The 12,956-nt window shown below is 37.2% G+C and carries 10 protein-coding genes and 1 tRNA gene; all 11 read right to left on the bottom strand.

Going from position 1 to position 12,956, the window contains the following annotated elements; all coding sequences use genetic code 11:
* Window positions 1-66 precede the first annotated feature (66 nt).
* Window positions 67-534, bottom strand: a complete 468-nt coding sequence (gene rpsG, locus K4G57_RS03050) for a 30S ribosomal protein S7 (protein ID WP_221531715.1) — start codon at window positions 532-534, stop codon at window positions 67-69.
* On the bottom strand, window positions 534-926 hold the full coding sequence (gene rpsL, locus K4G57_RS03045) for a 30S ribosomal protein S12 (protein WP_026944116.1): 393 nt from the start codon (window positions 924-926) through the stop codon (window positions 534-536). The genes rpsG and rpsL overlap by 1 nt, the downstream gene beginning before the upstream one ends.
* Before the next feature lie 123 nt (window positions 927-1,049).
* Entirely contained in the window at window positions 1,050-9,701 is an 8,652-nt protein-coding gene (locus K4G57_RS03040; protein WP_221531714.1) for a DNA-directed RNA polymerase subunit beta/beta', read from the bottom strand.
* A 71-nt stretch (window positions 9,702-9,772) separates the two neighbouring features.
* Complete coding sequence (gene rplL, locus K4G57_RS03035) at window positions 9,773-10,147, bottom strand: 50S ribosomal protein L7/L12 (protein ID WP_221531713.1); 375 nt, start codon at window positions 10,145-10,147, stop codon at window positions 9,773-9,775.
* A 16-nt stretch (window positions 10,148-10,163) separates the two neighbouring features.
* Window positions 10,164-10,646, bottom strand: a complete 483-nt coding sequence (gene rplJ, locus K4G57_RS03030; RefSeq protein ID WP_221531801.1) for a 50S ribosomal protein L10 — start codon at window positions 10,644-10,646, stop codon at window positions 10,164-10,166.
* 93 nt (window positions 10,647-10,739) lie between these two features.
* On the bottom strand, window positions 10,740-11,444 hold the full coding sequence (gene rplA, locus K4G57_RS03025; RefSeq protein WP_221531712.1) for a 50S ribosomal protein L1: 705 nt from the start codon (window positions 11,442-11,444) through the stop codon (window positions 10,740-10,742).
* A gap of 22 nt (window positions 11,445-11,466) precedes the next feature.
* Entirely contained in the window at window positions 11,467-11,892 is a 426-nt protein-coding gene (gene rplK / locus K4G57_RS03020) for a 50S ribosomal protein L11 (protein WP_221531711.1), read from the bottom strand.
* Between the two features lie 22 nt (window positions 11,893-11,914).
* A complete protein-coding gene (nusG, locus tag K4G57_RS03015) occupies window positions 11,915-12,439 on the bottom strand; it encodes a transcription termination/antitermination protein NusG (RefSeq protein ID WP_221531800.1) in 525 nt (174 codons plus the stop codon).
* A 20-nt stretch (window positions 12,440-12,459) separates the two neighbouring features.
* A complete protein-coding gene (secE, locus tag K4G57_RS03010) occupies window positions 12,460-12,639 on the bottom strand; it encodes a preprotein translocase subunit SecE (RefSeq protein ID WP_221531710.1) in 180 nt (59 codons plus the stop codon).
* A 30-nt stretch (window positions 12,640-12,669) separates the two neighbouring features.
* Window positions 12,670-12,745, bottom strand: a tRNA-Trp gene (locus K4G57_RS03005).
* Window positions 12,746-12,784: 39 nt separating this feature from the next.
* Window positions 12,785-12,955 carry a 50S ribosomal protein L33 gene (gene rpmG / locus K4G57_RS03000; protein WP_006802145.1) on the bottom strand — a complete coding sequence of 57 codons (171 nt, stop codon included), beginning with the start codon at window positions 12,953-12,955 and terminating at the stop codon, window positions 12,785-12,787.
* Between the last annotated feature and the right edge of the window lies 1 nt (window position 12,956).

Genomic DNA, 12,956 nt, shown 5'->3' with positions numbered 1-12,956 from the left:
GTAATTTGAGATTTTTGTGAGTAGAGAGCTTTTTAGGGAATTATACAAACCCCCTAAAAGCATAATTTACCAACGATAGTGTGCGAATGCTTTATTAGCTTCTGCCATTTTATGTACATCTTCCTTCTTTTTAAATGCTGCACCACGTTCATTTGCAGCATCAATTAGCTCATTTGCTAATCTTTCAATCATTGTACGTTCATTCCTCTTTCTAGCAGAATCTAACAACCAGCGGATAGATAAAGATTGCTGTCTTGCTGGGCGAACTTCAACGGGCACTTGGTAAGTCGCTCCACCCACTCTTCTACTTCTTACTTCTACAAGTGGTTTAACTTTCTCCAAAGCTTTTTCAAAGACTTCAATACCTTTTTCTTTTGTTTTCTCTTCAATTTTATCAAATGTTGCATAAATAATTTTTTCTGCAACGCTTTTTTTGCCATCATACATCATTTTGTTAATAAATTTTGTTACAACGATATTGTTATGAATTGGATCTCCCAACACTTCTCTTTGTGGGGCTTTTCTTCTTCTCATTATTTCTTACCTCCTGCATCGCCCTTTGCTTTTTTTGCTCCATACTTACTGCGTGAAACTGTTCGCTTTGCAACGCCTGCCGTATCTAGCGCACCACGAATAATATGATACTTAACACCGGGCAAGTCTTTTACCCTTCCACCACGGATTAGCACAATAGAGTGCTCCTGCAAGTTATGTCCCTCACCCGGGATATAGCTAATGACTTCAAATCCACTTGTCAATCTAACCTTTGCTACTTTTCTTAAGGCGGAGTTAGGTTTTTTAGGCGTTGTTGTATAAACACGCGTACAAACTCCTCTCCTTTGAGGGCAAACAACCAAAGCTGGTGATTTTGATTTTTTAATAACTTTTTTTCGCTCTTTTCTAATCAACTGATTAATCGTTGGCACTTTTATTCCTTCCTGAAAAATTTTAATAGAGAAAATGAAGCGGATTATATGCAAAACACACTTTATTCTCACTTAAATTAAGGTTTAAATAACCTTAATAACCTCTACCTTTTCTGTAATGCTTCAAAGGTTGGTTTCTTTAATCTTAACTTTTTTCCCTTTGTAAATCCCCGTTCCAACTGGAATCATACGTCCTAAAACAATATTTTCTTTCAAATCTTCTAAGTGATCCACTTTTGCTGCGATACTTGCTTCTGTTAGAACCTTTGTCGTTTCCTGGAATGATGCTGCTGAAATCACAGAATCACTTCCAATTGCCGCACGCGTGATACCTAAAAGCATTGGTTCTGCAATTGCTGGGATTCCACCCATTTTGATAATGCGTGCATTCTCTTCTCTAAAGTGGCGCTTACTAACAATATCACCTTCAATAAACTTTGTATTACCGCTATCATAGATTCTAACTTGGCGCAACATTTGGGACACAATAATTTCAATATGTTTATCCGCGATGCTAACCCCTTGACGACGATACACTTGTTGCACTTCACTAACAATATACTTATAAAGCTCTTTTTCCCCACCAATGCGTAAAATATCTTGACTAGCGACTACACCATCGGTGATTGCCTCTCCTGCATGGACAAATTCACCATCATGCACTAAAATCTGTTTTGACTTATCAATCAAATACTCCGCAACCCTGCCATCATTTGCTGTAACAATGATTTTCTCCTTACCGCGCACTGGCTTTCCAAAGCTTACGATTCCATCAATTTCTGCAAGCACTGCTGGATCTTTTGGCTTTCTCGCCTCAAAAAGTTCAGAAACTCTTGGAAGACCTCCAGTGATATCCTTAGATTTAACAAGTGCTTTTGGTGTTTTTGCTAAAATATCTGCCATTTCTACTTTTGCCCCATCTACAACAAAGATTGCTGTTTTTGGGTCTAACGCATAGCGGATTAATCCACCTTTTGCAGTGGAGAGCACAAGCGTTGGCTTAAATGCGCTGGCAATATACTCATTCACCACTAACCTTGTTTGTCCAGTTAGCTCATCGGTTTGTTCAGAAACCGTTACGCCAGGGACAATATCTTCAAACTTAATCACTCCTGCCTCTTCTGCAATAATTGGGTTAGAATACGGATCCCAATCTGCAATAACAATATGTTCATCACTTTGTGGTTTTGCAATTAAGGTATTTTTACCCACACTTTGATTGTCTTCTACTTCAATAATGGAATCCCTTGCAATATAGTGACGTGCTGCTTCTTGGTCATATACATCAGCAATCACAGCAAACAAGCCCTTTTCAGTCACTTTATCACCTTTTTTGACTCCATGGTAACGTTCTAAATGATCTCCTTGCAAGTAATAATACTTCACAATTCCCTCATCTTTAGCAAAGATTTTTTGTGTAATTGGCGCATTATCTTCAACTTTTAGCTCACTTGCATATGCAATACGATTAGGAATATTCCAACTATCTTTAATAATATCTACAATACTGCCCTCATCACGTACATAATGTCCATTGGGGTATGGGATATAAAATTTACCCTCAATTTTCCCTGTAACTCCTGCAAGTTCATTTGGCTTAGCAACATCAGACTTTCTAAGTGTGTATTTTGCAGTTTCTTTCTTGCCAATCACAGAGACAATCACTTCATCATGAACAACATCAACTTTTAACTCGCCCTCAAATGGTGCTTTAATTTTTGGTTCCACAAGCAAGATTGCCGCATTTCTACGATTAGAAACAATTGTTTTGCCATCACGATTCTTATAAGTTTTAACATTATAATAACGAATGAATCCCTCTTTATCTGTAATAACTTGTCGCTCCTCTTGACTTCTACTTGCTGTTCCTCCAATATGAAATGTCCTAAGGGTAAGCTGTGTTCCGGGTTCTCCAATAGACTGCGCAGCAACAACCCCCACAGCTTCTCCGATTTTAGAGATTTTTGATTCGCCTAGATTTAAACCATAGCATTTTGCACACACACCTTTTTCTGCTTTACAAGTTACGGGCGTACGAATAATTACTGATTTAACACCCGCTTCTTTAACTTTGCGCGCTTTCTCTTCATCAATCAATGTGCCATCACTAATTAAAATCTCATTAGTAATTGGATCTATAATACTCTCAGCAATCACACGTCCAAAAATTCTTTCCTCTAGTGGCTCAATAAGCTCACTACCTACCGTAATATCTGTAATTTCAACACCTTCATTCGTGCCACAATCGTCCATTACGACCTTAACATTTTGGCTTACATCAATAAGCTTTCTTGTTAGATAACCCGCATTTGCAGTTTTAAGCGCAGTATCTGCAAGTCCTTTTCTTGCTCCGTGTGTAGAGATGAAATACTCTAACACATTTAATCCTTCTTTAAAATTTGAAGTAATTGGTGTTTCAATAATCGTTCCATCTGGCTTTGCCATCAAACCACGCATTGCAGAGAGCTGTCTAATTTGTCCTGCACTACCCCTAGCTCCAGAATCTGCCATCATATAAATAGAGTTAAAGCCCTCTTTATCGTTTTCAATAAGCTTCATCATCTCATTACCTAATGCATTGTTAGTATCTATCCACACATCAATAATTTTATTATAACGTTCTTGCTCAGTTAATAGACCTGCACCAAACTGCGCTTGAATATCTTTAACCTTTTTCTTAGCACCCTCCACAACTTTATTTTTACTATCTGGAACGATAATATCATCAGCTGAAATTGATATTCCAGCTTTTGTTGCATATTTAAAGCCTAGATTCTTAAGATTATCCAAGAAACTTGCTGTGATTCCAACTCCGCCCTCTTTATAAACATAGTCAATCAATGTTGCAATATCTTTTTTCTTAAGCACCTTATTCCACAAATGTATTGGCACAAAATCGGGCAAAATAGATTTTAAAATCATTCTACCAATTGTCGTATTTATGATTCTATCTTCTACATACGCGCGCACCTTAGAGCTAACCTCTACCACACCCGCTTCAAGCGCAATATAGATTTGATCGATGTTTGAGAATAGCTTATGCTCACCTTTAGAATCATCTTTCTCTAAAGATAAGTAATACAGCCCTAAGACCATATCTTGGCTAGGAACGGTTACTGCTTTACCGCTTGCTGGGAGCAAAATATTCATTGAGCTTAACATTAATAGCTTACACTCTGCAATTGCTTCTTGAGAAAGTGGCACATGCACTGCCATTTGGTCGCCATCAAAGTCCGCATTAAATGCCGCACACACTAAGGGGTGTAACTGAATTGCCTTTCCATCAATAAGTTTTGGATGGAATGCTTGAATGGACTGCTTATGCAATGTTGGAGCACGATTTAGCATTACGGGATAATTTGCAACAATTTCTTGCAAACACTCCCACACTTCATTGCTTTTTTGTTCAATCATTTTTTTGGCTTGCTTTAGTGTTGTCGCATAACCTTTTTCTTCAAGCTTTGCTAGAATGTGTGGTTTAAATAGCTCTAGTGCCATATTCTTTGGCAATCCACATTGATCCATTCTTAAATTTGGTCCCACAACAATTACAGAACGTCCAGAAAAATCAACACGTTTTCCAAGTAAATTTTGGCGGAATCGCCCTTGCTTTCCTTTAATAATTTCAGAAAGTGATTTCAATGGGCGTTTATTCGCTCCTTTTACCGCATTTGCATTTCTACCATTATCAAAGAGGGCATCCACAGATTCTTGCAACATTCTTTTTTCGTTACGCACAATAATTTCTGGTGCATCAAGCTCAATTAAGCGCTTTAATCTTTGGTTGCGATTAATCACGCGGCGATACAAATCGTTCACATCACTTACTGCAAATTTTCCGCCATCTAGAGCAACAAGTGGTCTTAAATCAGGTGGAAGCACAGGAAGCACAGTTAGCATCATCCATTCAGGACGATTCTGTCCGCCAGAAACAACAAAACTTTCCACAACTTTAAGACGTTTAATGATTGTCTTTTTCTTTGCTTCAGAATTTGTTGATTTAATTGCTTCTTTAAGTTCAGCAATCAAATCCACCAAATCTAAGCCCTCAAGCAATTCCTTAACAGCTTCACCACCCATTTGTGCCACAAATCCTGTGTGATCAAATCTTTGCGCTAGGCTTTGGTATTGCTCCTCATTGAGAACATCGTATTTTGCAACAGGCTTTGTGCTTTCATTATCATAATATGCCTCCCCTGCTTGCTTAACAATATATGCTTCGTAATAAAGCACACGTTCTAGGTCTTTCATTTTCACACCTAAAAGCGTTCCGATTCTACTTGGCAAGGAATTAACATACCAAATATGTGCTACTGGCGTAATTAACTCAATATGTCCCATACGAGAACGACGCACTTTAGAACTTGTAACCTCAACCCCACATTTCTCACACACAACGCCCTTATAGCGCATTTTTTTGTATTTTCCGCAAAGACACTCATAATCCCTTACTGGACCAAAGATTTTTGCGCAGAATAATCCATCACGTTCTGGTTTTAACGTGCGGTAGTTGATAGTTTCAGGTTTTTTAACTTCCCCATGACTCCAACTTCTAATTTTTTCTGGGCTTGCAAGTAGCAATTGAAATGCATTAAAATCGCTTGGGCGATTATCTTCTTTAATAACAACTGCTTCATCTACGCCTTCTTTATTTTTTGCAAAGACATTTACATCAAGTGCCAAGCTTTGCAATTCTTTGGTTAAAACATAGAAAGTTTCCGGAATCTCGGATTCTTTAACTGCCTCACCCCTTGTGATTGCCTTGTATGCTTTTACCCTGCCTTCAACATCATCAGATTTAATAGTAAGCATTTCCTTAAGTGTATGTGCAGCACCATAGGCTTCAAGTGCCCAAACCTCCATTTCCCCAAATCTCTGCCCACCAAAAAGTGCTTTACCACCCACTGGTTGTTGCGTAACTAGAGAATAAGGACCTGTGCTTCTTGCATGCACTTTCTCATCAACTAAGTGATGGAGTTTTAGCATATACATATAGCCCACATTTACGCGCTCCATCATCTTTTCACCTGTGCGCCCATCATAAAGCTCTGTTTTGCCATCTGTATCAATTTTTGCTAAGGCAAAAAGTTTTTCAAACTCTTGCGCATTAACTCCTTCAAATACAGGTGTCGCAAACTTAACACCATGACTCCAATCTCTTGCAAAATTTAATAAGGATTCATCATCAAGCTTTTCTAAGAATGCTTTTGCGGATTTCATACTAGAATTTTCTGCGATTTCTAACATTTTAGAGCGCAATGCCACAATCCATTTGTCTTTTTCTTGCTCAAAAATACTCGCAATTTGCTCCCCTAAACTTTTACCAACAAGTCCCAAATGCACTTCTAGAATCTGTCCGATATTCATACGACTTGGGACGCCTAGAGGATTTAGAACAATCTCTACTGGACGTCCATCTTTTGTATAAGGCATATCCACTTCTGGCACAATATTAGACACAATACCTTTATTTCCATGACGCCCAGCCATTTTATCCCCAACTTTTAGCTTACGTTTTGTTGCCACATAAATTTTCACAAGCTTGACTACGCCACTTGGTAAAATATCATCTTTTTCAATGATAGATAATTTCTCTTCATGCTCTTGGCTTAAATTTTTCTTCTGCTCTAAGAAATTTGCTTTTAATGTGTCATAGATATTTTGAATCTCTTTTGAATAACTTTTAATCAACGTTCCCATTGCAAAACGATTGACATTTTCTAAATCTGCTTTTGGAATCACACTGCCTTTCTTGTATTCTTTATCGCCAACTTTTGCTGCACTTGTTAGCTTTTCTTTAGAAAGAATGGAACTAATGCGTAAGGACTCCTCTCTATCTAGCATTAAGAGCTTATCATGATGCTCTAAGTCTAAGCGAGATTTTTCCTCTTCATAAGCAGCAATAGCTCTTTTGTCTTTGTCATAACCCTTTTTTGTAAAGATTTTCACATCAACAACAGTCCCCTCTAAGCTTGGGGGGCAATACAAGGATTTATTAACCACATGTCCTGCTTTTTCTCCAAAGATTGCACGCAATAACCTCTCTTCTGGCGTAGGCTTAACCTCTCCTTTTGGCGATGCTTTTCCAACAAGAATCATTCCGCCTGTTACATAAGTCCCAATTTTTACGATTCCACTTTCATCAAGATGCGCTAACTCTTCTTCTCTAATGTTTGGAATATCACGCGTGATTTCCTCAACGCCATGTTTTAATTCTCTTGCTTCAATTTCTTTTTCATAAATATGAATAGAAGTAAAAGCATCGTTGCGGATAAGCTTCTCACTCACAACAATGGCATCTTCAAAGTTATATCCATTCCATGGCATAAAGGCTACGCGGATATTTTTTCCTAGTGCTAACTCACCTTGGTCCATATTTGGACCATCGGCAATAACTTGCCCAACCTCCACTTGCTCTCCAGCTTTTACAATAGGATTTTGTGAGAAAGAAGTGTTTTGATTTGTTCTTAAATTTTTTTGCAAGGAGTAGTGGTCAATAAATGCACCATTTTCATCTTCGCCTAAGATGTAGATATTTTTTGCATCCACCTTCTCTACAATTCCACTACGCACAGCTTTTGTTGCTTCCCAAGAATCACGTGAAACAATTTTCTCAATCCCTGTTCCAACAACTGGAGCATCTGGATTGAGCAATGGCACTGCTTGACGTTGCATGTTTGAGCCCATTAACGCTCGGTTAGCATCATCGTGTTCTAGAAATGGAATCAAACTCGCCGCAACCCCAACAACCATTCTAGGACTAAGGTCAATCAAATCCACTTTTTTAGATTCCATTAAAATAATCTCACCATCTTTTCTAACTTCAATCATTTCTTCTTTAATTGTCTGATTATTAGTCAAGATCGTGCTTGCTGGAGCAATAACTGCCCCTTCTTCTTGTGTTGCAGTCAAATATACAATTTCATCAGTAACTTTACCATCAACAACTTTGCGATATGGTGCTTCAATAAAACCTAACTCATTAACTTTTGCATAAGTGGAAAGCGTATTAATTAAACCAATATTTTGTCCTTCTGGAGTTTCAATAGGACAGATTCTTCCATAATGCGTAGGATGCACATCACGCACTTCAAAACCTGCACGTTCTTTTACTAAACCTCCCTCACCAAGCGCAGATAATCTTCTTTTGTGTGTAACTTCTGAAAGTGGATTCGTTTGGTCCATAAATTGTGAAAGTTGCCCACCTGTGAAAAATTCCAAAATTGTTCCTGTAATCATTTTAGAATTGACCAAATCGTGAGGCATTATCTCTTCTAAACCTGTTCCAATAGTTGTAAGTTTATCACGGATTGCCTTTTGCATTTTAACAAGACCCGTATGCAATTCATTTGCTAAAAGTTCCCCAATTGCACGGATTCTACGATTTCCTAAGTGATCACGATCGTCAATTCTTCCTTGTCCATTTTTCACACGCATTAGGTAACGCACAGTTTTAATCACATCTTCGTGTGTTAGCACAGTTACATAATCTGGCACACCAATATCAAGCTTATGGTTCATTTTCATGCGTCCAACACGTGTTAAGTCATAACGTTCTGGGTCAAAGAAAAGCTGCTGTATAAATTGTTTTGCTGCTTCTTTTGTAACAGGCTCACCTGGACGCATCACCTTGTAAATACGAATCATTGCCAAATCATTTTCATTATCAATCTTTTCTGTTTGCCTTAATAACTTTAGCGATTCTGCATCTGCAACAAATGCGTTAATAATAGATGCATCCACACCCAAAGCTAAATCATTTGCAATCACAAAGTCATTAATACCAAGCTCAACGAGCTTTTTAAGCTTACTCTCATCCATTAGCGTTAGCGCATCAAAAAGCACTTCACCACTTACTTTATCCACAATAGGCTCTGCCAAATGACGATTGACTAAAATCTCTGATGGATACTCAATCATATTAAGTTTTTCTTCTTTTAAGCTTTTTGCTTTTTTAGCTGTCAGTCGCTTACCTGCAGCAATAATTAGATTCCCTTTTGAATCTTTAATGTCAAACTCCACGCGCCCAACAAATTCTTCTGGGTCAAATGGAATCAAATATTTTCCACCTTTAAATTTAATATCCAATAGAGGATAAAACATTTTTAAAATGTCTTGTCTTGAATAACCAAGTGCTCTAAATAAAATTGTAACAGGCACTTTTCTTCGCTTATTCACCCGCACAAAAAGTGTGTCTTTTGCATCGTATTCAAAATACAGCCAAGAACCACGATCTGGGATAATCTGTCCCGTATAAACCAACTTGTTAGATACGCTTGAAGATTCTTCTTCTTTGAATATTACACCAGGACTCCTATGAAGCTGATTAACAACAACTCTCTCAACACCATTAATAATAAAACTTGTGCGCTCTGTCATTAATGGAATCTCACGCACAAAAATACTTTGTTCTTTAATGTCCTTAACGCCTAACTTTTCACCTGTTTTCTCATCTCTCTCCCAAAGCACTAAACGGATTTTAATTTTTAATGGAATTGAATATGTTAAGCCTCTCTCCATAGCCTCTCTAACGGTGTAGCGTGGTTTTCCAAACTCACAACCTGCATATTCTAAACTGATTCTATTTTGTGCATCATGGATTGGAAAAATGGACTTGAATACTTTTTCAAGTCCAGATTCATTTGTATCACTTGTCATCAAAAAATTATCATAACTATTTCTTTGTAATTGAAGCAGATTAGGCACTGCAACATTTTGAGGAATCTTTGTAAAATCAACTCTCAATCTATTTCCGGATTTTAAACTCACTGGCATATTTTACCTCTATAATAAATGTAGAATTTTGGAAGAAAAATGAAAATAGGGGACATAAAAAGCCCCCAAAATTATTTAATATCGACTTTTGCACCAGCTTCTTCAAATTTTGCTTTAATTGCATCAGCGTCTTCTTTTTTAACGCCTTCTTTAACGGTAAATGGAGTCTTCTCAACTGCATCTTTTGCTTCTTTTAGTCCAAGCCCTGTTACCTCTCTTACAACTTTAATAACATTGATTTTCTTATCGCCGCTATCTGTAAGGATAATATCAAACTCAGTTTTTTCTTCAGCAACAGCTGCTCCACCACCAGCAACAGCACCTGCAACAACCGTTGGTGCTGCGGATACACCAAATTTCTCTTCAAAAGCTTTTACGAGTTCTGAGAGTTCCATAACTGAAAGGTTACCGATATATTCTAATACATCTTCTTTTGAAATTGCCATAATTTTCTCCTAATTTTTATTGCGCTTCTTTTTCTTTGCGTAAATTATCCAACCCTGTAACAAAATAACGAGCAGGAGCAGTCCAAACGGACAACAACATACCAATAAGCTCTTCTTTGGATGGTAATTTTGAAACAGCTTCAATATGTTTTGCATCCACAACTTCGCCTTCTAAGCAACCATTTTTGATTACCAATTTGCCACCCACAGAACCCGAGAATTTGCTAACTACTTTTGCTAGAGAGATTTGATCTTCGCTCCAAACAAAAATATTGTTCTCTTTTAGCTCCAATCCCTCAACGCTAGAATTTTTTAATGCAATAGATGCAAGCGTATTTTTAATCACTTGAACTTTTGCATTTTGTTCTCTTGCGTTTGCTCTTAAAGTCTCCAATTCTTTAACAGTTAAACCTTTATAGTCGCAAACAATAATCGCATTTGATGCTTTAAATTCTGCAGTAAGATTTTCAATCAGAGCAGTCTTTTCTGCTTTTGTCATCATTAACCTCCTTTCAGACGAAAGACTTATACAGGGTAAATTTTAAGCTTAAAGCCCCTATAGTCATTAGTCTAAGATAAAAACAAGAATAAATTATTTCATATCAATTAGCTCTTGAGTATCTAGTGTTAAAGATGGACTCATTGTTAGGGCTAATGTTGCATTTTTAATATATTTGCCTTTTGCACTTGCTGGTTTTTGTTTATTGATATTTTTCACAAGAGCAATGATATTTTCTTCAAGCTTTTTCGCATCAAAACTTGCTTTACCAACTGGAGCGTGAATGATTCCTTTTTTATCTACGCGGTAATTCACTTGTCCACTTTTTGCATTGCTTACAGCCTTTGAAATCTCCATTGTTACAGTGCCTGTTTTTGGGTTTGGCATTAGACCTTTTGGTCCTAATATTCTACCTACTTTACCCACCAAAGCCATCATATCAGGTGTTGCAATGACCATATCAAAATTCAAATCACCATTTTTAATTTGCTCCGCTAAGTCATCATCACCGACAACATCTGCTCCTGCTGCTTTTGCTTCATCGGCTTTCGCACCTTTTGCAAAAACTGCTACACGCACACTTTTACCTGTTCCATTTGGCAACACAACTGCCCCGCGAATCATTTGGTCTGCATGTCTTGGATCTACACCTAAACTCAACGCAACTTCAACCGTTTCGTCAAACTTAGCCGATGCTAAAGACTTAACCGTTGCAGAAGCGGTTGTAATATCGTATATTTTTGTGCAATCTACCTTACTAAGAAGATTTTGCATTCTTTTTGTTAATTTTTTTGCCATTTCTATACTCCAACGCGTCTTTTTAATCTACAACTTCAATGCCCATACTACGAGCACTTCCTTCAATAATTTTGATTGCCGCTTCTTCTGTATTAGCATTCAAATCATCCATTTTAGTTTTAACAATATCCAAAACTTGAGCTTTTGTAAGTTTGCCCACTTTGTTTTTCAAAGGATTGTCTGAACCTTTTTGGATTCCAGCAGCTTTTTTAATTAAATCCGTTACGGGTGGTTTTTTGGTAATAAATGTAAAGCTCTTATCTTGATAAACTGTGATGATAACAGGAATATTAAAATTTCCCATATCTTTTGTTTTCTCATTAAACGCTTTGCAAAACTCCATAATATTCACACCACGTTGACCTAGTGCCGGACCTACAGGAGGAGATGGATTTGCTTTTCCTGCAGGAATTTGAAGCTTAAGTTCGCCAATAATTTTCTTTGCCATAACTTATCCTTGTTTTTAGTTGTTAAACTATTTTTTCCACTTGTGAATAAAGTATCTCAATGGGTGTGCTACGACCAAAAATTGAAACATTAAGCTTTAACTTACGATGCTCCATATCATATTCTTCAACAGTGCCTGTAAAATTTGCAAAAGGTCCTTCAATAATTCTTACAACTTCCCCTGCTTCAAAGATAATCTTTGGTTTTGGAGCTGCACGATTCTGCACTTTTTCAATAATATGATTAATATCTGCTTCACTTAGTGGTGTTGGTTTTTTGGATTCTCCAATAAAACGACTCACTTTAGGTAAAGATTGAATGGTATGCCATAAGGCTGTATCTAGATCAACTTTTACAAAAACATATCCGGGATAAAGACTACGCTCACTGATTTTTTTCTTGTTGTTTTTTACTTCAATAATATCTTCTGTAGGAACAACAATATCTGTGATTCTTTCTTCTAAGTGATGTTCTCTTACGAGATTCTCAATTCCGCGCTTTACAGCTTGTTCACTACCAAAATATGTCTGAATTGCATACCAATACAACGCCATAAACAAATCCTAACTTATAAAATACTAGAAACAAAACTGCCAAGAATGAAATCTGCTAACGCTAAAAATAGAGCAATGACCGTCACAACAAGAATCACGGAAATAAAAGCATTTCTTACTTGTTCTTTTGTAGGAAAAATAACCTTGGATAATTCTTCTTTGGATAGTCTATAATAGGTAACTAATTTTTTCATCTGCTAAATTTGTCTCTCTTTATTCCAAAATGGCAGGTCAGGAGGGACTCGAACCCCCATCACTCGGTTTTGGAGACCGACGCTCTACCATTGGAGCTACTGACCTATAATATGCTAAAACAGAGGAGAAACCCCCCTGCAACACTTAGCTTTTTAGTTTTACTTCTTTATGAATTGTATGTTTATTTAGTCTTGGGCAGAACTTTTTAAGCTCCAGTTTTTCTGTGGTAGTCTTAGCATTTTTCATTGTGCTATAATTAATATCACCACATTCAGAACATTTAAGTCCGATTTTTACACGATTACCTTTAGCCATT

Source organism: Helicobacter turcicus, assembly GCF_019711685.1.
Lineage (GTDB): Bacteria > Campylobacterota > Campylobacteria > Campylobacterales > Helicobacteraceae > Helicobacter_D > Helicobacter_D turcicus.
Note: the sequence above shows the minus strand (reverse complement) of the source record. Positions and strands in the feature narration are given on the sequence as shown.